The 21,103-nt window shown below is 73.5% G+C and carries 21 protein-coding genes; 8 read left to right on the top strand and 13 right to left on the bottom strand.

The genetic code is table 11. The features are described from left to right. Positions 1–99 precede the first annotated feature (99 nt). Positions 100–744 carry a TetR/AcrR family transcriptional regulator gene (locus tag HHX41_RS35155; RefSeq protein WP_182909405.1) on the top strand — a complete coding sequence of 215 codons (645 nt, stop codon included), beginning with the start codon at positions 100–102 and terminating at the stop codon, positions 742–744. Between the two features lie 94 nt (positions 745–838). On the opposite strand, the gene HHX41_RS35150 is transcribed toward HHX41_RS35155, so the two are convergent. Both HHX41_RS35150 and HHX41_RS35145 read right to left on the bottom strand, forming a co-directional pair. After that, the gene (locus tag HHX41_RS35150; RefSeq protein WP_182909404.1) at positions 839–1,792 is read right to left on the bottom strand and encodes a radical SAM protein; all 954 of its coding nucleotides are present in this window, start codon (positions 1,790–1,792) and stop codon (positions 839–841) included. 164 nt (positions 1,793–1,956) lie between these two features. Then, complete coding sequence (locus HHX41_RS35145) at positions 1,957–3,018, bottom strand: TetR/AcrR family transcriptional regulator (RefSeq protein WP_169982683.1); 1,062 nt, start codon at positions 3,016–3,018, stop codon at positions 1,957–1,959. Positions 3,019–3,088: 70 nt separating this feature from the next. On the opposite strand from HHX41_RS35145, the gene HHX41_RS35140 reads away from it, so the two are divergent. After that, on the top strand, positions 3,089–4,327 hold the full coding sequence (locus tag HHX41_RS35140; protein ID WP_182909403.1) for a cytochrome P450: 1,239 nt from the start codon (positions 3,089–3,091) through the stop codon (positions 4,325–4,327). Positions 4,328–4,373: 46 nt separating this feature from the next. Here HHX41_RS35140 and atzF read toward each other — a convergent pair whose 3' ends face one another. From atzF to HHX41_RS35120, 4 genes are read right to left on the bottom strand one after another with little or no spacing between them, the layout of a single operon-like run. Then, on the bottom strand, positions 4,374–6,029 hold the full coding sequence (gene atzF, locus HHX41_RS35135; protein ID WP_182909402.1) for an allophanate hydrolase: 1,656 nt from the start codon (positions 6,027–6,029) through the stop codon (positions 4,374–4,376). Beyond that, positions 6,022–9,573, bottom strand: a complete 3,552-nt coding sequence (locus tag HHX41_RS35130) for a 5-oxoprolinase/urea amidolyase family protein (RefSeq protein WP_182909401.1) — start codon at positions 9,571–9,573, stop codon at positions 6,022–6,024. Before HHX41_RS35130 ends, atzF begins: the two co-directional genes overlap by 8 nt. After that, positions 9,570–10,196, bottom strand: coding sequence for an urea amidolyase associated protein UAAP2 (locus HHX41_RS35125; RefSeq protein WP_169982679.1), 627 nt, complete (start codon positions 10,194–10,196; stop codon positions 9,570–9,572). The genes HHX41_RS35130 and HHX41_RS35125 overlap by 4 nt, the downstream gene beginning before the upstream one ends. Beyond that, complete coding sequence (locus HHX41_RS35120) at positions 10,193–11,008, bottom strand: urea amidolyase associated protein UAAP1 (protein ID WP_182909400.1); 816 nt, start codon at positions 11,006–11,008, stop codon at positions 10,193–10,195. The genes HHX41_RS35125 and HHX41_RS35120 overlap by 4 nt, the downstream gene beginning before the upstream one ends. 151 nt (positions 11,009–11,159) lie before the next feature. Here HHX41_RS35120 and HHX41_RS35115 point away from each other — a divergent pair, with 151 nt between their 5' ends. After that, positions 11,160–11,900, top strand: coding sequence for a TetR/AcrR family transcriptional regulator (locus tag HHX41_RS35115; protein ID WP_310742315.1), 741 nt, complete (start codon positions 11,160–11,162; stop codon positions 11,898–11,900). On the opposite strand, the gene HHX41_RS35110 is transcribed toward HHX41_RS35115, so the two are convergent. Beyond that, on the bottom strand, positions 11,832–13,379 hold the full coding sequence (locus HHX41_RS35110; protein ID WP_182909399.1) for an amino acid permease: 1,548 nt from the start codon (positions 13,377–13,379) through the stop codon (positions 11,832–11,834). The two genes, HHX41_RS35115 and HHX41_RS35110, sit on opposite strands and share 69 nt — an antisense overlap. Positions 13,380–13,622: 243 nt before the next feature. Between HHX41_RS35110 and HHX41_RS35105 the strand changes: the two genes are divergently transcribed. Beyond that, positions 13,623–13,946: a multidrug efflux SMR transporter gene (locus HHX41_RS35105; RefSeq protein WP_169982675.1), complete on the top strand. Its 324-nt coding sequence runs from the start codon at positions 13,623–13,625 to the stop codon at positions 13,944–13,946. 3 nt (positions 13,947–13,949) lie between these two features. Here HHX41_RS35105 and HHX41_RS35100 read toward each other — a convergent pair whose 3' ends face one another. Beyond that, positions 13,950–14,960 carry a GlxA family transcriptional regulator gene (locus HHX41_RS35100; RefSeq protein WP_182909398.1) on the bottom strand — a complete coding sequence of 337 codons (1,011 nt, stop codon included), beginning with the start codon at positions 14,958–14,960 and terminating at the stop codon, positions 13,950–13,952. A gap of 52 nt (positions 14,961–15,012) precedes the next feature. Here HHX41_RS35100 and HHX41_RS35095 point away from each other — a divergent pair, with 52 nt between their 5' ends. The 4 genes from HHX41_RS35095 (at position 15,013) to HHX41_RS35080 (ending at position 17,051) form a co-directional block, all read left to right on the top strand. Continuing rightward, positions 15,013–15,408 (top strand): cupin domain-containing protein, encoded by a 396-nt coding sequence (locus tag HHX41_RS35095; protein ID WP_182909397.1) that lies wholly within the window; start codon positions 15,013–15,015, stop codon positions 15,406–15,408. Positions 15,409–15,617: 209 nt separating this feature from the next. After that, the gene (locus HHX41_RS35090) at positions 15,618–16,286 is read left to right on the top strand and encodes a TetR family transcriptional regulator (protein ID WP_211592061.1); all 669 of its coding nucleotides are present in this window, start codon (positions 15,618–15,620) and stop codon (positions 16,284–16,286) included. Beyond that, positions 16,283–16,600: a DUF952 domain-containing protein gene (locus HHX41_RS35085; RefSeq protein ID WP_182909396.1), complete on the top strand. Its 318-nt coding sequence runs from the start codon at positions 16,283–16,285 to the stop codon at positions 16,598–16,600. Before HHX41_RS35090 ends, HHX41_RS35085 begins: the two co-directional genes overlap by 4 nt. A 52-nt stretch (positions 16,601–16,652) precedes the next feature. Continuing rightward, positions 16,653–17,051, top strand: coding sequence for a VOC family protein (locus HHX41_RS35080; protein WP_182909395.1), 399 nt, complete (start codon positions 16,653–16,655; stop codon positions 17,049–17,051). 64 nt (positions 17,052–17,115) lie between these two features. Here HHX41_RS35080 and HHX41_RS35075 read toward each other — a convergent pair whose 3' ends face one another. From HHX41_RS35075 to HHX41_RS35055, 5 genes are all read right to left on the bottom strand, one after another. Continuing rightward, entirely contained in the window at positions 17,116–17,454 is a 339-nt protein-coding gene (locus tag HHX41_RS35075) for a hypothetical protein (RefSeq protein WP_182909394.1), read from the bottom strand. Beyond that, positions 17,432–18,826, bottom strand: a complete 1,395-nt coding sequence (locus HHX41_RS35070; protein WP_310742322.1) for an MFS transporter — start codon at positions 18,824–18,826, stop codon at positions 17,432–17,434. Before HHX41_RS35070 ends, HHX41_RS35075 begins: the two co-directional genes overlap by 23 nt. A 337-nt stretch (positions 18,827–19,163) precedes the next feature. After that, positions 19,164–19,883: a helix-turn-helix transcriptional regulator gene (locus HHX41_RS35065; RefSeq protein WP_182909392.1), complete on the bottom strand. Its 720-nt coding sequence runs from the start codon at positions 19,881–19,883 to the stop codon at positions 19,164–19,166. A gap of 90 nt (positions 19,884–19,973) precedes the next feature. Further along, positions 19,974–20,462, bottom strand: a complete 489-nt coding sequence (locus HHX41_RS35060; RefSeq protein WP_169982667.1) for a GNAT family N-acetyltransferase — start codon at positions 20,460–20,462, stop codon at positions 19,974–19,976. A 254-nt stretch (positions 20,463–20,716) separates the two neighbouring features. Next, positions 20,717–20,965, bottom strand: a complete 249-nt coding sequence (locus tag HHX41_RS35055) for a hypothetical protein (RefSeq protein ID WP_182909391.1) — start codon at positions 20,963–20,965, stop codon at positions 20,717–20,719. Between the last annotated feature and the right edge of the window lie 138 nt (positions 20,966–21,103).

Raw genomic sequence — 21,103 nt, 5'->3', positions numbered from 1 at the left:
TGTCGCACGAGCCCGGATCGGCTGGCAAGGTCAAAACTTATGTCCAACCTAGAATCATGTCAAGGCTAAAATTAGGTCGAATCAATGTAAGGTGGGCGTATGGACACGGAGAAGACCAGCCTCAGAGCGCTCAAGAAGCGGCAGACCAGGGAGAAGATCTCCCACGAGGCCACCCGACTGTTCCTTGAGCGCGGTTTCGACAAGGTGACGATCGCCGAAGTGGCGGAGGCGGCGCAGGTGTCCAAGATGACGGTCACCAACTACTTCCCACGCAAGGAGGATCTGGTCTTCGACCTGAGCGAGGAGTTCGTGCAGTCCCTGGCCCGGACCGTCCGCGACAGGGCGCCCGGCGACTCCGCCTTGGCCGCGCTCCGGCGCGCCTACCTTGCCGCGGTCGGCGAGCACGACCCGGTCATCGGTTTCTCCGGTCCCGCGTTCGCCCGGATGATCGCCGGAAGCCCGGCCTTGACGGCCCGGCTGCGGGAGTTCCACGACGAACGCGAGAAGGCCCTGGCCGACGCGCTGGCCGCCGAGACCGGCGCCGGGCCCGGCGACATCCTGCCCCGGGCGGCCGCCGCCCAGCTCGGCGGCGTCCACCGGCTCCTGTTCGACGAGACGCTCCGCCGCGCCATCGCGGGGCAGGACGACGCGGAGATCGAGACGGCTCTCACCGGCTACATCGACGCCGCCTTCGGCCTACTGGAACCCTCTCTCGGCGGCTATGCCGTCCGCCCCGCCGCCTGAACGGCCCGGCCCTGCCACGCCCGCCCTGCCACGGCCCGGCCTTCCCGCGGATCGGGCGGTACGGGACCGGTGGCGGCTCCGGTCTCCCGAGGAATCACACGAGGGCGAGCTGGCGGGCGGGGGAGCGGCGCCGCCGCCAGCGCCGGGCGTCCCTGCCGATGCCGTAGGTCTCGGCGAGGGCCCGCACCTGCTCGGCGATCCGCAGCCGGTAGCCCTCCTCGGCGACCTGGCCCCTGCCGTACAGCGCCTGGTAGCGCGGCACGAGACCGGGGTGCTCGCGCTCCAGCCACCGCAGGTACCACTCCCGCGCTCCCGCCGGCAGGCGCAGCACGATGGGCGTGACGCTGACCGCGCCCGCCTCGGCCGCCCGCCGTACGGTCGCCAGCAGGTGGTCGGTGGAGTCGGTGATGAGCGGCAGGATCGGGGCCATCAGCACACCGCAGGGAATGCCGGCCTCGTTCAGCGCGGCGCAGACCTCCAGGCGCCGCTGCGGCGTCGCGGCTCCGGGCTCCACGGCGCGCCGCAGGCGGTCGTCGACGAAGCCGACCGACACCAGGGCGCCGACCTGGGTCACCTTCGCGGCGTCGCGTAACAGGTCCAGGTCGCGCAGGACCAGAGGACTCTTGGTGAGCAGGGTGAACGGGTTGGCCGCGTCGGCGAGGGCCCGGATGACACCGGGCATCAGGCGGTAGATCTCCTCGGCCGGCTGGTAGCAGTCGCCGGTGAGGCCCAGCGCGACCGGATCGCCGCCCCAGCGGGGGGAGGCGAGCTCACGCCGCAGGCGCCGGGCCAGGTCGGTCTTGACCACGATCTTCGTGGCGAAGTCGCCGCCGGGGTCCAGGCCCAGGTAGCGGTGACCGCGACGGGCGGTGCAGTAGCCGCAGCCCGCTTCGCAGCCGCGATAGGGACTCGCGCCCCACGCGAAGGGCAGCTCGGCGGCCTCGGGCACCCGCTCCAGCGCCGCGCGGGCCGGCACCTCGTAGCAGGTGATGCCGTCGAAGACGCGGGTGACGGCCTGCCGTTCGATGCGTGGGCGGGTTGCGGTCACTTCACCGCCCTCACCGACGAGCGGCTCCTGCACCGTCTCATGCACGCGGGGCCGCGGCGGGCTCTGGTCCCCGGCGCGGGAAGTGGCGTCGCGACGCATGAGGTTCAGTAGAACACGCATTCGACCGCTGCGCCAAGTGTCCACGCCCCGCGCGTCCCGCGCTGTCAGGACTCGGCGGAGGCGGCGGCGTGACAGGCGCCGTACCCGTCCGCGCGGGCGACCACGCGGCCCGACCGCACCCGCACGGCCGCCTCGGTCCCGTCGCTCACGGCGGTCACCCCGGCCGCCGCCGCGACGGCCCCCTCCTCGTCGTGCACCACGCGCAGGCGCGGCCAGGCCCGCGCGGGCAGCGCCCGGCGCAGGCAGGAACGCAGCTCGGCGAGGGCCAGCCGGGCCAGCGGCCCCAGCTCGCCGGGGTCGCCGGTCACCAGGGCCACGGTGACCTCGCCGGCGGGTGGCGCGGCCCGCACCGCCTCCTCCACGGCCCCCAGGCGGTGCAGCCCGAGGACCGCCACCACGCCGTCGCGCGCGAGCGGGGCCGGTTCGCCGCCGAGCGCGTCCACCGCGGGCGGCGGCGACCACGGCCCGTCGTCGGGCCGCGCGCGGGGGACGAACGGCAGGTGGGGGGCGTCCCACCGGTCGCCGAGATCCAGGTCCGCCAGGGCGGCGCACGCCGCGACGACGTCGAACGGCTCGGCGAAACCGGGCGCCGCGTCGGCCATCTGGCTCGCGCCGTACAGGGTGGTCAGGGCCGTCTCCGCGACCCGCACCAGACGCCGCCCGGGCCCGTCCAGGCCCTCCAGCCCGAGCCCGAGCACGATCGCGTTCAGCTTCATCAGCTGCGCGAACGGCCGGCGGACCCGCTGATCGGCGAGCACCTCCGGCATCAGGTCCATGCCGAGCCTGGCCGGGCCGTCGGTGGCCAGCGGAAGCCGGGCGATCCAGGCGCGGGCGAACGCGGCGAGCGCCTCCCGGGCCGTGCCCGCTCCGGACGCCGCGCCGTCCACGGCGGCCTCCCGCTCGGCCAGGTCCGCCAGCACGGAGAAGTACAGGGCCCGCTTGCCCGGGAAGTTGGAGTAGACGGCGCCGCGGGTGAGCCCCGCCCGGTCGGCGATCGCGTCGACCTTGGCGTCGCGGAACCCCCGATCGGCGAACTCCTCCCGGGCGGCGGCCAGCACCCTGGCCCGGTTTCGCGCCTGAAGCTCGGCCCTCGTGAGGCGTTCCATCGATCTCCTCGTCCGCGTACGCCCGCTTGCCGTACGGCGAGGCCCAAGATACCGTCGCCATCCAGATGACATGAACATCTGGGATGAGCATTTGGAGTTGCCCGTGATTTCCCTGCCCGAGGTGGACCTCACCGACCCCGAGGTCCTGCGCGACCCCTTCACCGTGTACGGACGAGCGCGGGAGGCCGCGCCGCTCGCGCGGCTGCTGATCCCCGGCCTCGGCCCCGTGTGGGCCCTCACCAGGCACGACGGCGCGCGGGCGATGCTCGGCGACGCCCGTTTCGCCCTCACCGCCGACAGCTTCATGCGTCCGCCGGTCCCCGACGACTGCCTGCCGTACATGCGGACGATGAGCGAGATGAGCGGCCCCGAGCACGCGCGGCTGCGCAAACTGGCCGCCCCGGCCTTCACCCCCCGCCGCGCGGCCGAGTTCCGGCCCCGCATCGACGCCATCGTCGGCGCCCTGCTCGACGACCTGCCCGCGCACGCCGAAGGCGGACAGGTCGACCTGCTGCGCCACTTCGCCCGGCCGCTGCCGATGGACGTCATCTGCACGCTGGCCGGCATCCCGGAACAGGACCGCCCGCGCTGGCGCGAATGGGGCGCCACCGTCGCCGCCGGGGCGGGCGGGGACTTCGCGCGGGCCATCCCGGGCATCATCGCGGGCGCCAAGGCCGCCGTCGCCGCCGCCCGCGCCGAACCGGACGCCTCCGGGGGCGTGCTGGCCGACCTCGCCCGCGCCCAGGGCGAAGACGGGGCCGAGGACGGGGACCGGCTGAGCGACACCGAGATCGTCACCATGGTCTGGCACCTGGTCCTCGCCGGGCAGACGCCGACAAACCTGATCGCCAACGCCGTGGCCGCCCTGCTGTCCCACCCCGGCCAGCTGACCGCCGTACGCGCCGATCCCGCGCTGATGCCGGCGGCCGTCGAGGAGCTCATCCGCTGGTGCGGCCCCGCGCTGCTGGCGATCCCGCGCCACGCCCGTCAGGACGTCGAGCTGTACGGCGCGACCGTGCCGGAGGGCGCGAAGGTCACCGCCCTGATCGCCGCGGCCAACCGCGACCCCCGGGTGTTCGCCGACCCCGACCGGCTGGACGTGACCCGGGCGCCCGGCGCCGGCCACCTGGGGTTCGCCCACGGGCCGCACTTCTGCCTGGGCGCATCCCTCGCCCGCGTGCAGACCCAGGCCGCGATCACCGCGCTGCTGCGCCGCTTCCCCGGCCTGGCCCTGGCCGCCCCGATCGACGAGCTGCGCGCCCCCGACCCCGGCACGCGGCGGCTGACCGCGCTGCCGGTGACCCTGTGAGCGACCGCCTGTGTGAGCGCGGCCGCGGGACGCGGTGCCCGTCGCGTCAGAAACGGACCCCCTCGGATCGGAGGTAGGCGCGCCACCCCCCGTACGCGGTGATGTCGGTGGCGCCTCGCAGCCCCTCCGGCGCGCACAGGAAGCCGGGCACGTCCGTGCCGTCGGCCAGTTCGACCGGGCCCAGCGTCATCGGGCGGGGAAGGGCCGAGAGCAGGTCGCCCAGCCCTCCGGCGGGAAGCTCCCACACCTCGCACTCGATGGCCGCGCCGCCCTCGGCGACGCGTACGAGCCCGGGTTTGGGCGGATCGGTGGTCAGGGCGTGCAGCCGGTAGCGCGCGGCGGTGCCGGTGGCGGCCAGCAGGCGGGCGCCGCGCGCGGTGAGCTCGTGGTTGAGCGGCTGTCCCGACAGGTGCGCGCCGACCACCGCCAGGCGGGCGGCCGGCTGGAGCAGCCGGGCGACGGCGGCCAGGTCGTCGTCGGCGTGGGCCCGGCCGGCCAGCATCACCCCGTACGGCAGCCCGTCCACCTGCCCGGCGGGTACGGCGAGCGCGCACATGTCGAAGAGGTTGACGAAGTTGGTGAAACGGCCGAGGTCGCTGTTGACGCCGACGGGGTCGGCCGCGACCTGCGCCAGGGTGGGATGGCGGACAGTGACCGGCAGGAGCAGGGCGTCGCCGTCACCGAGCAGGGACATAGCCCGCTCGCGGAGTTCCGCCAGGCGTTCCCGGTCGGCGAACAGGCGGTGGGCGGGCAGGTCACGGGCCGCGGTGATGATGGAGGCGACCGTGGGATCCAGGTCCGGGCCGCCCTTCTCCACGAACGCGCCGACCGCGGTGTACCGCTCGGCGACGAACGCGCCCTGGTAGAGCAGCGTGGCGGCCTCCAGGAAGGGGGCGGGGTCGATCGGGCGGATCTCCACGCCCGCCGAGGCCAGAGCGCCGGCCGCCGTCTCGAACGCCTCGGCCCAGCCCGGGGCCAGCGCGCCGAGGTCGGCCGTGGCGGGCACGGCCACCCGCCACGGCCCGGGGCGGCGGGCCGGGCGCGACGCGGGCCGTGCGGAAGAGCCGGTCATGAGGGCCAGGGCCCGCTGGGCTTCGGGGATCGTGCGGGCGAAGACGCTGACGCAGTCCAGGCTCCGGCAGGCCGGGACCACGCCGCCGGCGGGGACCAGGCCACGGGTGGGCTTGAGCCCGACGATGCCGTTGAAGGCGGCCGGGACCCGGCCCGAGCCCGCGGTGTCGGTGCCGAGCGCGAGGTCGGCCAGGCCGAGCGCGACGGCGACCGCCGAGCCCGAGCTGGACCCGCCGGAGATCCGCGCCGGGTCGGTGGCGGCGCGCACCGCACCGTACGGGCTGCGGGTGCCGACCAGCCCGGTGGCGAACTGGTCCAGGTTGGTGGTGCCCAGCACGATCGCGCCGGCCGCCCGGAGAGCGGCCACGGCGGGGGCGTCGGCGTCCGGCCGATAGGCGTAGGAGGGGCAGCCGGCGGTGGTCGGCAGCCCGGCCACGTCGATGTTGCCCTTCACGGCCAGCAGCCGGCCCGCGAGGGGGAGGTGGTCGCCGCCCGCCACACGGGCGTCCACGGCGGCGGCCTCTGCCTCCACCTCGGCCTGTGTCCGCAGGTCGATCCAGATCTCCGGACGGTCCGTCTCGGTGATCCGCTCGTAGGCCCTGCGGACCCGTTCCCGTGCCGTCTCAGCCACGATCGCTCCTCAGCACCACCAGCGGGACGCCCGCCTCCACCTGGTCACCGGGGGCGACCAGGACCCGTTCGACCACGCCGCCGGCCGGGGCCGGGACGGCGGACTCCATCTTCATCGCCTCCAGCACCACCAGCGGCTGCCCTGCCGCGACCCGCCGGCCCGGCGTGACGCTGACCTGCCAGACGCTCGCGGTGAACTCCGCTTCCACCACCTCACAGCCCGGTGGCAGCTCCAGCTCGGTCTCGGCCGGGCCCTGGGACTGCTCCGCCCGGTCGAACTCGCCCGCCGCCTGCCAGGCCGCGCGTTCGGCGGCGAAGGCGGCGGCCTGCCGGTCGCGGAAGGCCGCGATGGACTCGGCGTGCTCGGCCAGGAAACGGCGGTAGTCGGCGAGCCGGAACACACCTTCTTCGATCTTGGGTTCGAACCGCCCCGCCGCCAGGTCGGCGCGCAGTTCGAGCAGCTCTTCGGCCGTCACCGGATACCAGCGGATACGGTCGAAGAAACGCAACAGCCAGGGGAAGCCCGGCTGGAACGCGCCGCGCTGCTGCCAGCTCGACCACACCTGCGTCGTACGGCCCACGAACTGGTAACCCCCCGGCCCTTCCATCCCGTAGACGCACAGGTAGGCGCCGCCGATGCCGACCGAGTTCTCGGCGGTCCAGGTGCGGGCCGGGTTGTACTTGGTCGTGACCAGCCGGTGCCGGGGATCGAGCGGCGTGGCCACGGGCGCGCCGAGATAGACGTCGCCGAGCCCGAGCACGAGATACTCGGCGTCGAAGACGACGCGGTGCACGTCGGCCACGTCCTCCAGGCCGTTCACGCGGCGGATGAACTCGATGTTCGACGGGCACCAGGGCGCGTCGTCGCGCACGCCCGCCATGTAACGGGCGATGGCCTCCCGGGTGGCGGGGTCGTCCCACGACAGGGGGAGGTGGACGACGCGGCTCGGCACCTCCAGCTCCCCGGTGGGCGGCAGGCCGTCCTCGACGCGGAGCAGTTCGTCCAGCAGGTCGCGCTGGGAGAGCACGGCCGGGTCAAGGTGGATCTGCAGCGAGCGGATCCCGGGGGTGAGGTCGACGACGCCGGGCAGATCCCGGGCGGCGAGCGCCTCCGGGAGGGCCTCGGACAGGGCGTGCACGCGCATGCGCAGGCCCAGGTCGAGCTCCATCGGCCCGTACTCGACGAGGATGTTGTCGTCCCCGCTGCGCCGGTAGGTGACGCAGGGCCGCTCGCCGGTCTCGGGAAGGCGGTGGAGCACGCCGCCGTCGCCGGGGGCGCCGACCGCAGAGGGCACGGGGACGAAAGTGACAGTGTCCCCGGGCCGCAGCTGGCCGAGTTTCCAGCGTTCGGAGGTGACGACGGTGGCGGGGCAGACGAAACCGCCGAGCGAGGGGCCGTCGGGACCGAGCACGACCGGCATGTCACCGGTGTAGTCCACCGCGCCCACCGAGTAGGGCGTGTCGTGGATGTTGGAGGGGTGCAGTCCCGCCTCGCCCCCGTCGAGGCGCGCCCAGCGCGGTTTGGGGCCGATCAGGCGTACGCCGGTGCGGGCGGAGTTGTGGTGGACCTTCCACTGGGCGGCGTAGAAGTCGCGGATGTCGTCGCCGGTGAAGAACTCGGGGTCGGCGTGCGGGCCCTCGACCACGCCGATCCGCCACTCGCGTCCGAACTCGGGCCGCTCGCCGGGCTCCGCGCTCGCGTGCGGGGCGAGGTGCCCACCGTGCCTCAGACAACCTCCATGCAGGACGTCCCCGGCGCGCAGGGCCCGGCCGCCGTGGCCGCCGAACCCCCCGAGCGTGAACGTCGCGGCGCTGCCGAGGTAGGCGGGCACGTCGAACCCGCCCGCGATCAGCAGGTAGACACGCAGTCCCGGCCCTTCTGCGGCGCCGACGTCCAGCACGCCGCCGGCGGGCACGGTGACAGGCTCCCACTGGGGAACGGGCGTGCCGTCCACGGTGACGGGCGCGGGCGCGCCGGTGACGCAGACGGTCGTAGCGTGGCTGAAGCGCAGCGCCGGGCCGCGCAACGTGCACTCCAGACCGGGCGCGCCGGGGTCGTTGCCCAGCGCGGTGTTGCCGTGCCGGAAGGAGCGGTCGTCCATCGGCCCCGACGGCGGCACGCCCACCTGCCAGTAGCCGGTCCGTCCCGGCCAGTCCTGGACGGTGGTGAGGGTGCCGGGCCGGACCACCTCGATGCGGCGGGAGCCGTCGGCGAGCCCGGCCAGGGTGGCGGTGCCGTGCGTGGCCGCCCGTACGGAGGGATCGCCCGCGGCGGCGCGCAGCAGCCCGAGGTTGGTCTCGACGCCGTCGATCCGGGTCTCGGCCAGCGCCGCGGCCAGCCGGTCCAGGGCCTGGTCCCGGTCGGCGCCGTGCGCGATCACCTTGGCGAGCAGCGGGTCGTAGGCGCTGCTCACCTGCGTGCCCGTCTCCACCCAGCCGTCGACCCGTACGCCCTCGGGGAACTCGACCCGGGTGAGCAGGCCCGCGCCGGGCCGGTGGTCGCGGCTCGGGTCCTCGGCGTAGATTCGGGCCTCGACGGCGTGGCCGGCGGCCCGGGGCGGGTTGCGCAGCGCGGCGCGCACGTGGCTCACGTCGCCCTGGGCCAGGCGCAGCATCCATTCGACCAGGTCGACGTCGTAGATCGCCTCGGTGACGGGGTGCTCCACCTGCAGCCGGGTGTTGACCTCCAGGAAGTACGGCTCGGCGCGCACCGGGTCGTAGACGAACTCCACCGTGCCCGCCGACCGGTAGCGCACCGAGGCGCACAGGCCGGCGGCGCTGCCGGCGAGCCCGGCCCGCACCCGCGGCGGCAGTCCGGGGGCGGGGGCCTCCTCCAGCACCTTCTGGTGACGCCGCTGCAGCGAGCAGTCGCGGTCGCCGAACGTGACGACGCCGCCCATGCCGTCGCCGAACACCTGGACCTCGACGTGCCGGCCGCCCTCGACCAGGCGTTCCAGGAACAGCCCGGCCGAGGCGAAGCTCGCGGCGGCCGTGCGCCGCACGCTGTCCCACGCCTCGGCCAGATCACGGGCGTCGCGGCAGGCGCGCATGCCGATGCCGCCGCCTCCGCCGGTGGCCTTGAGCATGACCGGGTAGCCGATGTCCCGCGCGGCGCGCAGAGCCGCGTCCAGGTCGGGGAGCAGGCCGGTGCCGGGGAGCAGGGGCACGCCGGCCCGTTCCGCGGCGGCGCGGGCGGTGTGCTTGGCGCCGAACAGGTCGAGCTGCTCGGGGGTGGGGCCGACGAAGGCCAGCCCGGCGGCCTCGACCCGGCGGGCGAAGGCGGCGTCCTCCGACAGGAAGCCGTAACCGGGGTGGACGGCGTCCGCGCCGCTGTCCAGGGCGGCCCGCAGCACCAGGCCGGCGTCCAGGTAGCTCTCCCGGGCGGGGGCGGGGCCGAGCCGTACGGCGTGGTCGGCCAGGCGGACGTGGGCGGCGCCCCGGTCGGCGTCGGAGTAGACGGCGACCGTGCGCAGGCCCAGGCGGCGGGCGGTGGCGATGACGCGGACGGCGATCTCGCCCCGATTGGCGACGAGGAGGGTGTTCATCGGACCGTCATCCGCACGGGCGTGGGGTCGAAGCCGTTGCACGGATTGTTGATCTGCGGGCAGTTCGACACCAGGACCAGCACGTCGGTCTCGGCGCGCAGGGTGACGGCGAGGCCGGGGGCGGAGATGCCGTCCACGATGCCGAGTGTGCCGTCGGGTTCGACCGGGACGTTCATGAACCAGTTGATGTTGCTCACCAGGTCGCGTTTGCCGAGCCCGTGGCGGCTGCCCTCGATGAGGAAGTTCTCCACGCAGGCGTGCTGGGAGGAGGTGTGGTGTCCGTAGCGCAGCGTGTTGGACTCCTTGGAGCAGGCGCCGCCGACGGTGTCGTGGCGGCCGCAGGTGTCGGCGACGACGGTCATCAGCGGGGTGTGCTCGTTGGACATCAGCACGCTGCCGGTGGTGAGGAAGATGCCGCCCTGGGCGTGGACGGTGTCGGGGGCGCTGTAGCGGACGGCGGTGTCGTGCGCGTCGTACAGCAGGCAGTCGACGGCCTGGTTTCCGCCGAGGTCGGTGATGGTCAGCTCCTGCCCCGCGCGGACGATCGCCGACCAGGGGGCGCGGGCGGGCACGGTGACATCGAGTACGGGAACGTCGAGCGCGAGCACGTCGGGCGGGGTCATCGGGTCACCTCGGCGGTGTTGAGGAAGGCGCGGCGGCCTTCGGGGCTCGCCTGCCACAGGGGGTCGCCGGGGCCGGTCGGCCGGCCGCGCCAGGCCAGGACCTCCAGCGGCGTGCAGGTGTAGGCGGGACGGGGGTCGATCGGGTGGGCGGTGTTGGCGATGAGCACGGTCAGCGGCATCTCGGCGCGCAGGGTGACCGACGCGCCGGCCCCGGCGGAGCCGGTGAAGGTCAGGCGGCCGTCGGGGCCGACCCGGACGCCCTGGAAGAAGGAGATGGACGGGGGCAGGTCCCGGGGCTCCAGGCCGTGCTTGGCGGCGGCCAGCGTGAACAGTTCCCGCCCGGCGGGGGCGGGGCCGTGCGGCGTGCCGTCGCCGTACCGTTCGGTGTTGCGCCGCAGGGTGGAGGTCCCGCACACGGTGTCGTGGCGGCCGGAGGTGTCGGCGACCACGGAGGCCAGCACGCGGCCCTGGTCCGACAGCAGCAGGTGGCCTTCGCCGAGGTAGGCGTTCCACAGCACCTTGACGGTGTCGGCGACGTTGAGCCGCTCCCAGTGGAGGCCCGCCACGTAGAGCAGCAGGTGCGCGCAGGCGTCGCCGGCCAGGTCGGTGAGGCGCAGTTCGGTGCCCCGGGCCAGCACCTTGTGGGTGTAGCCGCCCCCGGCGACGGTTTCGGCCCATACGAGGTCGGCGGGGGCGACACCGTCCGGCGGGGCGGGCCAGTCGGAGGCCGGGAGCACCGGCATGGTGTCGCTTCTGGTGCCCTCCTGGGCGCGGGCGTGCTCTCGCGCGCCGTACGTCGTGCTGGTCGCCATGACGCGATCTCCTGTGAGAGGGGGCAGGAATTTCTGTCGTGCGACAGAAATTAGGCGTCGCGTGTTTCCTCTCACGCGTCGCGAGGTTTCCCGTCCGTTACCGAGATCGCACAGCCGCGAGGGTTCGGGGGAGGTGTGCGACGATCGTGGGGTGAGTGCCCGTCCCGACCTGCCCATTTCCGACGTGCCCATTTCCAGCGAAACCGGCTCCGGCGGGACCGGCTCCGGCGTGCGGAGAGTCGGCAGGCCGCGAGCCGTCGCGCGCCCGCGCGGCGACCTGAGCCCGCGGGAGGAGATCCTCATGGCGGCGGCGGAGTTGTTCACGACGCACGGCTACGCCGCGACCTCGACGAGGGTGATGGCCGAGCGGGCCGGGATCAGGCAGGCGTCGATCTACCACTACTTCGACGGCAAGGAGGACATCCTCGCCGAACTGCTGGAGAGCACGGTGCGGCCCTCGCTGGAGACCGCCCGCGCCCTGACCGGCGCCACGCCGGAAGAGCGGCTGTGGCAGCTGTGCCACTGCGACGCCAGGCTGTTGTGCTCGGGCCCGCACAACCTGGGCGCGCTCTACCTCCTGCCCGAGGTGCACACCGAGCGGTTCGCCGGCTTCCGGCGCATGCACGGGGAGCTCAAGGACACCTACGGGCGGCTGCTGGCCGCCACCTCCGCCGGTGCCGCGCTGACGCCCGCCGAACGGGCGCTGCGCACCGATCTGCTGTTCGCGCTGATCGAGGGCGTCATCCTGATCCGCAGGGACACCCCGGGCGCGATGGCGGCCGGCGTCCTGGAGACGCTGGCCGCCGCCACCGCCAACGCGGCGCTACGCCTGGCCGGTGTTGCCGACGGGGATCTGCCCGACCTGCGGAAGAAGGGCCACGGGCCGGCGTAGCCGCCGGTAGAGCGCGCCGAGAGCCACGACCGCCGCCAGGAAGAGCAGCGTGAACCACTGGAAGAACCAGTGGCCGGTGATCGGGGCGTACACCTCGGCCCTCGGCCAGGCCAGGTTGACCGCCATCGCCAGGCCGTAACAGAGGGCCAGCGCGTTGACCGGCAGGCCCCAGCGGCCCATGCTGAACAGCGGGCTGCCGTCCTCGGCGAACCCGGCCGGCGCCCCGCCCCGCCAGCCGCCGCGCAGGCGCTGGAACAGCAGGGGGCCCGTCACCATCGCGTACGCCAGGTAGAGCAGCACGATGCAGGTGGTGCCGATGGCCAGGAACGCCTCGGGAGAGGCGAAGTTGAGCAGCAGGACGGCCGCTGCGGCCACCCCGGTGACCAGCGCGGGCCCGGTCGGCATGCCGGTGCGGGGTGAGACCCTGGACAGCGTGCCCGACAGCGGCATCACCCCGTCGCGCGCCATGGAGAACAGCATCCTGGTGGCGGCGGTCTGGATCGCCATGGTCGCCACGGTGATCGCCAGCACCACGTCGGCCAGCAGCAGCTTGCCCACCCAGTCGCCCAGGCTGCTGGTGAGCACGTACGACAGGCCCTCGGTGGCGAGCCTTCCGTCGGTCAGGCTCGGCGCGGCGAGCAGCCCGGCGAACAGGATGAGCCCGCCGAGCAGCCCGGCGGCCGTGAGCGCGGTCAGGATGGTGCGCGGGGCGACCCGCCGTGGGCTGCGGGTCTCCTCGCTGAGCTCGCCCGCGCTGTCGAACCCGATGAGGACGTAGGCGGCGGTGAACGAGCCGACCAGCAGCGCGCCGACGGCCCCGCCGTGCCCTCCGGTGCTGAACGTGATGCCCGGCCCGTGCTCGGCGTGGGTGAACAGCAGCACCACGATGAGCACCGCGCCGATGATCTCGGCGGTGACGCCGATGCTGTTGATCCGGGCGAGAACGCGGTTGTCGACGGCGTTCACGGTCGTGGTGAGCGCGAGCAGGACGAGGCCGAGGATCGCGGCGTTGGCCGCTCCCGTGGCGGTGGTGGGCGCGGGGTCGCCGCCGACCAGCTGGAAGCCCGGCCAGATCGCCGGCAGCACGACCTGCAGGGCGAGCGCCGCGGCGGCGATCACGACGATCTGCCCGAGAATCATGATCCATCCGGCGAACCAGCCGAACGCCGCCGTGCTGAGCCGGGTGGACCACTGGTAGATGGCGCCGGAGATCGGGTAGCGGGCGGCCAGTTCGGCGAAGCAGAGGCCGACCATGATCTGCCCGGCCAGCACGACGGGCCAGGTCCAGAAGAAGGCCGGGCCGCCGGAGGCGTACCCGAAGGCGAAGAACTGGAAGACCGTGGTCAGCACGGAGATGAAGGAGAATCCGGCGGCGAACGAGGCGTACCTGCCCATGCTGCGGTGCAGCTCCTGGCGGTAGCCGAACGTCTGCAGGGCGCTCTCGTCGGTGGGGGGCGAGGGAGGGACGGTGACGGCCATCGGGGCTCCCGGAGCTGGGGGGATTTCTGTCGGTTGACAGATATGTACGGGGCCGTCGTTTCCACGTCGTCACGGGCGCGTTCATCCGCCGTAACGCATCCCTCACCGCCCGCCCGGCGAACAGGGCCCGTGCTCCCGCTGCTTCACAAGCCTGGAGCACCCGGTTGGCCCGCCCATGGTGTTGCGGCGCCTTGCCGAGTAAAATTGGGACAAGCGTACAGTTTTTGTTCGGAGAGGTTCCCCATGGCCTGGCTCCTGCTCGTCGGCGCGATCGCCTCGGAGGTCCTGGCCACCTCCGCGCTCAAACTCAGCGACGGCTTCAGCCGCTGGGGCTGGACCATCGTGGTGGCCGCCGGCTACATCGCCTCGTTCGTCCTGCTGGCCTGGGCGCTCAAGCTCCGCATGCCCGTCGGCATCGCGTACGCGGTCTGGGCGGGCACCGGGACCGCCGCGATCGCGCTGATCGGGGCCCTGTTCCTCGGCGAGCACATGAACCTGGTCAAGGCCGCGGGCATCGCGCTGATCATCGCCGGGGTCGCCGTGCTCAACCTCTCCGGCGCGCACTGACCGTCACCCCTGCGGCACACGCACCGCTGTCACCGGTCCGAACCGGCGCCGGTACTCCAGCGGAGTGAGCCCGATCTTGCGGCGCATCAGCGCGCGCAGGTTGGCGGCCGTGCCCAGCCCGCTGTGCCGCGCGACCGTCTCGAAGCGCGACTCTCCCCGCTCGATCAGCCGGCACGCCAGGGCGAGCCGTTCCCCGGTCAGCCACGCCAGCGGCGTGGTGCCCAGTTGCGCCCGGAAACGGCGATGCAGCGTCGCCGCGCTGACCGAGGCGCGAGCCGCGAGATCGGCCACCGTGAGCGGGGCGTCCAGCCGCTCCTGCGCCCAGGCCAGGACCGGCGCCAAGGACTCGTCCGGCGCATCGGGCACCGGCCGCTCCACGAACTGCCGCTGCCCGCCGTCCCGGTGCGCGGCGAAGACGAGCCGCCGGCTCACGGAGTTCGCGACCTCCGCGCCGTGATCGCGGCCGACGATGTACAGGCCGAGGTCGAGCGCGGCGGCGCTCCCCGCGGAGGTCAGGATGTCACCGTCGTCCACGAACAGCACGTCCGTCTCGAGCCGGACGGCGGGGAAGCGGGCCCGGAAGGAGGCCGCCCACTGCCAGTGCGCGGTGGCCCGGCGCCCGTCGAGAATCCCGGCCTCCGCCAGAGTGAAGGCACCGCTGCAGAAGCCGACCAGGCGGGCGCCGCGCGCGTGCGCCCGCCGGATCGCGGCGAGTACGGCGGGGCGGCGCGGCACCTCCACGTCGGGACGGTTGGGGACGATCAACGTGTCCGCCGATTCGGCCGCCTCCAGGCCGGCGACGCCCGCGAGCGTGAAGAACCCGTCGCGCATCAGCGTGCGCGGCTCGGGGGAACACAGGCGGAAGTCGTAGAGATCGCGCCCGAGCTCGGGCCTGCGCAGGCCGAACACCTCGGTCGCGCAGCCCAGCTCGAAGGGGTTGGAGTTCTCGTCCACGATCACGACGACCCGGTGCGGGCCGGCCCCGCGCGCGTCGTGCGAGGATCCTTGCGTCATGCGCTATTCCTAGCACTCACGCCGATCGCGCCGCAGGGGCCAGGATGCACTCGTGAGCAACGAACCCATCGCCCTCGACGAGGCCCTGGCCTCCTTCGACGCCCTGTGGAGCCCGCGCATCGTCACCCGCGTCAACGACTACGACGTACGCGTCGCCAAGGTGGAAGGCGAGCATATTTGGCACGCCCACGACGACACCGACGAGTTCTTCCTGGTGCTCGACGGGGAGCTGTTCATCTCCGTGCGGGAGCCCGGCGGCGAGCGCACGGTCCGGCTCCCCCGGGGCGCGGTGTTCACCGTCCCCCGCGGCACCGAGCACAAGCCGTCGGCTCCCGCCGGAGCCGCGATCCTCATGTTCGAACCCACCGGGACATCGACGGTCGGCGACCGCCACGCCGAGATCCCCGGCCACGTCGACGCGACGACCGGGCACCCGCTCGGCCCCTGAACCGACACGTCTCCTGAACCGGCACGGCTCCTGGACCGACACAGAGGGGGAGCGGACGAGGACCACCACCGGGCTGTGATCCCGCCGTTCCCGTTGTCACCCGGACGCGGAGCTGCGCACGGCAGGGCATGATTGTCAGCGACCTATGGGTGATCCGGACGGCTCCCCGGACGAGGGGGAGCCCTGACGATCCAGGGGAGGATCACGGCGTGCCCGATCAGGACCGGCCCGCACCCGTCCCCGCGGCGGCCTCCCCGCGCGGCGTCGCCGTGCGGGCGGTCACACCCCACCCGCGGCGCCCGCAGGAGCGTGCCGTACGCCGCCGGGAGGCGTTGCTCGACGCGGCCGTCGACCTGCTCGGCGACGGCGGCTTCGCCGCCGTGACCCACCGCGCCGTCGCCCGCCGGGCCGGCCTTCCCCTCGCCGCCACCTCCTACTACTTCACCAGCCGCGACCAGCTGCTGGCCGAGGCGTTCGCCCTGCTCGTCGAGCGCGAACTCGCCCGCATGCGGGAGTCGGTGGACCGCCCGCCCGGCCGTACGCCGCCTGAGGTCGCCGAGACGCTCACCGGCGTGTACGCCTCCGACCGGCTGCGCCAGCTCGGCCTGTGGGAGCTGTATCTCCAGGCGGGCCGCGACCCGGCGCTGCAGGCCATCGCCCGCGCCTGGACCGACGGCTGCGACGGGATCGTCGCCGCGGTGCTGGAGCGCGCCGGCTACCCCTGCGGGCCGGCGGAGGTCCGCTTCGTCGCCGGGCTGCTGTCGGGACTGTGGGTCGAAGACGTCGTCGAGGCCCGCCCCGACTCCAGAGACCGGGCCGGGGAGGCGGTGGCCCGCGCGCTCGCCGCGCTCGGACCGCCCGCTAGGGTCAGCCCATGATCTTCCATCTCGCGCTGGCCGCCGACTGGGACGCGGCCGTCACGGCGGGCGAATACCGCGTCTCGACCCTCGGCCGGACCCTGGCGGAGGAGGGCTACATCCACGCCTCCGCCGACCTGACCCAGGCGCGAGGGGTCGCGAGCCGCTACTACGCCGGCGTCGCCGAGCCCCTGGTGCTGCTGGAGATAGACGAGGACCGGCTCGGCTGCCCGGTCAGGCGGGAGGTGCCAGAAGGGGCGAACGAGGCCTTCCCCCACATCTACGGCCCGATCCCGGTGGCCGCCGTCACCGCCGTCACGCCTTTCTCCCGCTGACTGTCCGAAGCGTTCAAGACGGCCGGCCCGCCCGCCCCCTAACGTGGCAGGCATGGCACCCACGTTCGATCTCATCGGCCTGGTCGTGACCGACATGGCCGCCTCCCTGTCCTTCTACCGCCGGCTCGGCCTGGACATCCCGCCCTCGGCAGACACCGAGCCCCATGTGGAGGTGACCCTGCCCGGCGGGCTGCGCCTCGCCTGGGACACCGAAAGCACCGTCCGCGCGCTGGACCCCTCCTGGACGCCCATGGAGGGCGCGACGCGCATGTCGCTCGCCTTCCGCTGCGAGGCCCCCGAGGAGGTCGACCGCGTGTACGCGGACCTGGTCGAGGCCGGATACGAGGGGCACCTGCCGCCGTGGGACGCCTTCTGGGGGCAGCGCTACGCGGTGGTGCACGACCCGGACGGCAACGGCGTGGACCTGTTCGCCGCCCTGCCCGGCGACTGACCCGCCCCGCTCACGAGCCCACGACGCCTGCCGGGCTCCTCATGATCGGCGGCGGCCGTGCAGCCTATCCAGGCAGCAGGCTGACCATGATGAGGAGCACGGCGACCGTGCTCAACACAGCGATCAAGTGGATGAACCCGGCCGAGGGCTGGGCCATGCGCCATCGGCCCGGCGTCCGGCCCGACGTCATGGGGCGCGGGCGGCGCCGGAACGCATAGACGGCTATCACCAAGGCGTTGGTCAGCGTGAGAGCGCCCGCCGCAAGTACCGTGTCGTTGCGAGCGAAGCCCAGCATCACCGCAGCCGCCGCGGCAGCGGTGAGCGAAGTGAGGTACCGGAGCCGTGCGGTGAGCCGGATCTGTGTCGCGAGGTCGTCCCCCTCATGTGATCGTGTCATGTCCACGGTCGTCCTCCCCGTCGTGGGCGGCACCCGTCCTGGGTGGCGGAACCGCTGTCAGCGCGGCGGCCAGCGCCGCGCCCCCGAGCCCCGCCAGCGCGACCCGGGCTCCGGCGGCTCCCGGTCCTCCCGCGGTGTACAGAGCGAGGGTGACGACGGCGATGCCCAGCGCGGTCCCGACACCGCGCGACATATTGATCAATCCTCCGGCAGTCGCCGACAACCGTGTCGGAACGGCGGCCATCACGGCGGCGTTGTTGGCCGGGACGAACACGCCGAGACCGGCGCCCAGCACGGTCAGGTAGACGGCGAGCGGACCGGGAGCGGTGGGCGCGACCGCCGCCAGCCCGACCGCTGCGGCGGCCGCCACAGCACCGGCCAGACAGCGCGGCCGATTCCCCCACCGGCGCGGCAACAGGTGATCGGCCGCGAGCGCGGCCAGTGCGAATCCTGCCGGCAGCGCGCTGAGCACCAGCCCCGCATGGGGCTCGCTCAGACCGGCGGCGAGCAGCACCTGCGGGATGAGCACCAGCGGGCCGAACAGGACGAGATACCCGCACATCGCGCCGACCAGCCCCAGCGCCACAGTGCGTCTGCCCACCATGGCGGGATCGAGGAGAGGGGCGGCCGCGTGCCGCTCCCTGCCCCGCAAGGCCAGCGCGGCCGCCGCGGCGGCCGCCAGCAGAGCGATGACCGCCCAGATCGGCCATCCCATTCCGGACGCCGCCGAGACGGCCAGCAGCAGGCCCGACGTGGCGCATGCGAGCAGCACCAGGCCGGCCAGATCGAAGGCACGGCCATGCGCCCGCTCGCGGGTGCGAGGCAGCAGATAACGTCCGGCGAGCACGGCCACCAGCCCGACCGGCACGTTGATCCAGAAGACCCATCGCCAGCCGGCCATGGCGACGATCAGTCCGCCCACCAGCGGGCCAAGGGCCAACCCCAGCGACTGGGCGGCGGCTTGGACCCCCAGCGCCGCCCTCGCCCGGTGCCGGGGGACACTGGTCACCACCAGAGCCACGCTGTTGGCCTGCAACATCGCCGCCCCCGCCGCCTGCGCCACCCGGCAGGCCACGAGGACGGGCAGCGACGGTGCGAACCCACATGCCGCCGACGCGACGGTGAAGACGACGAACCCGTACAGGTAGACCAGCTTCCGCCCTGCGATGTCGGCCAGGCGGCCCGCACCGGCCAGCAAGGCGACCACGGTGAGCAGGTAGGCCAACGCCACCCACTGCACCGCCGCCAGCGGCGCATGGAACCCGCGCTGAAGAGCCGGGAAGATCAACGTGACGATGCTCGCGTCCAGCTGCCCCATGAACGCACCGACGCACACCGCCGCCACCGCGAACCACGGCGCGTGCCGGTGCCCCCGCACACGAGCCGGACGCGCCCTTTCCCTCAGCAGCCGGGCCACACCCGCTCAGCGCCCTCGGTGCCGCACACCCGGTGGTGGCCGAAACAGACCGCACCCGTCGCCGGAACGGAGAGGACGGGTTGACGAGTCGCGTGTCACAGCGAGACCCCCGAATCCGGCTGGTCGACACGATGCCTCCGCGCGCGGGTCTCACCGGCCCCTCATCATCTGTCGCGGAAGGCTGGGCAACCCGGCATCTGTCTCAGGCAGTGCTTCGAGTCTACTCTCGCTGCCCGGAATCTCCCCTGGTCAGCGGCATCGCACCGCCGGGTCCCGCCCCCCGGGGCCGGTGTGACGCTCAGCGGGCCAGCGCGCCGAGCGTCACACCGGTCAGCGACCTCACCTCACGGGACAGGTGGGCCTGGTCGGCGTACCCGGCCACGGCGGCCACCGTGGCGAACGGCGCGCCCCGGCGGGCCAGGTCCACCGCCCGGTTCATCCGCAGAATGCGGCCGAGCGTGCGCGGCCCGTACCCGAACGCGTCCAGGCACCGGCGGTGCAGCCGCCGTTCGCCGACCCCGGCGTCGGCGGCGATCCGCGCCACCGGCAGGCCCGCCCGCACGCCGTTCACGACGGAGCCGACGAGACCGGCGTCGACGGGACGGGGTGCGACGTCCAGCCGGCGAGCCGCCGCCTCCTCCAGCACCGCGCCCAGGCACACATCCGGCGACGGGTGCCGGTCGGCGGTCTCGCCCGCCCGCTCGGTCAGCCGCCGTACCTCGGCGCCGGGCCACAGGCCGGCCAGCGGCACCCGCCGGTCGCGCAACTCGTACGCCGGGATCCCGAGGACCACCGGACCGGTGCCGGGGCCGAAGCGCAACCCCACATAGCGGGCGCCGGGCCGGTCGCTCACCACGTGCGCGGCGGTGTCCGGGCCCGCCACCAGCAGCGTGCCGTCCGCCCAGATCACGTCCATGCACCCGTCCGGCAGCACCCGCCGCTCGGCGGCGCCGGAGCCGGGGGAGGTGCTCCACCACAGCACCGCCCCCGGCACGCGCGAGGCTTTCTCCAGGTACACGCCGGCATTATCCCGCGCCTCACGGCGACCTCACCGACAACGGCATTCACCCGACTCAGCGGGGGATCCGGCCCACCGTCAGCCGATGCCTTAGCCGATGCCTTTGGCCATGACGTACTTGCGCAGGCCCGGGTCGCGCGGATGGAGTTGGTATTCGCCCGTGCCGCGGAATCCGAGCCGCCGGTAGACGCGTTCAGCGGGATCGTTGCCGGAGACGACCCACAGCTCCACCCGGGAGCGTCCCGTCTCCCGCGCCCAGGCCGTCACCTCCAGTGCCAGACGTTCGGCGATCCGCCCACCTCTGACCTCGGGACGCACCCACATGCCGAACAGCTCGACGGCTCCGGCCCGGTCCGCCGGGACACGCCCCGCGGCCACACCCACCGGCACATCCGCGCCGAACGCGGCCACCTTGACGCCGTCCTCGGTCCACCTCCGCCACCGCGCCTCGTCGTAGGCACGTTCTTCTTCCAGGTCCCCGTGGAAGATGCCCGGCGCGTCGGCGAGCGCCGCCAGCCGGAGATCGCGCCAGGTACGCCAGTCCTCGCCGCCGAGACGGCGGATGACAACCGGATCCATGCTCGTGATTCTCCGCTCTTCTTCGGATGATCCTCCTTCTGCCATGGTCGAGATCCGTAACGGTCTGGACAACGGGGGATCGCGGTAGCAATGAAGAAATCTTGAACGAAGTAGCGCCTGACCTGCGGTCTATGTGATTGGCCGCGCCGTAGATCTCCATACCGGAGGTGCGCAGGCTCGACCCGGCGAGGGCGAGCTCGATAGCGGCCGCCTCATAGCGCGGGATGCCCCGACCTCGTGGAGCACCGCTGCCTTCATCCCAGCTCCTGACCGAACAGGCGGGCGATCCGTGTCTGCCACGCCGCCAGGACGCGAGGCGGACGGGCCGGAGAGTGGTTGAACCCGTGGTGGTGAGAACGGCGGTGCGTGAGCGAGTGCCGCCACCCATGACCGTGGCGGGCCTGGCCCTGGTGCCCGGCCGGCCGCTCGGCGTGCGCGGGAATCCCCGGAACGCGATGGGTCGCCCCGTGCAGCAGGTCGCGGAGCGAGTGCCGATGTCTCATCGTTGCCTCCTCTAGACGAGTAAGTCCTAAGTCGCTTTGAGGCGGACTGTGGGGAAGGGCGAAGGGTGTCGATGATCCGTTTGTGACGACAGACATCAACACCCTTCTCACCGCACTGTACGTCAAGATCGATGACTG

The organism is Microbispora sp. H13382 (assembly GCF_014161445.1).
Taxonomy (GTDB): domain Bacteria; phylum Actinomycetota; class Actinomycetes; order Streptosporangiales; family Streptosporangiaceae; genus Microbispora.
This window is presented reverse-complemented; position numbering and strand designations above follow the sequence as displayed.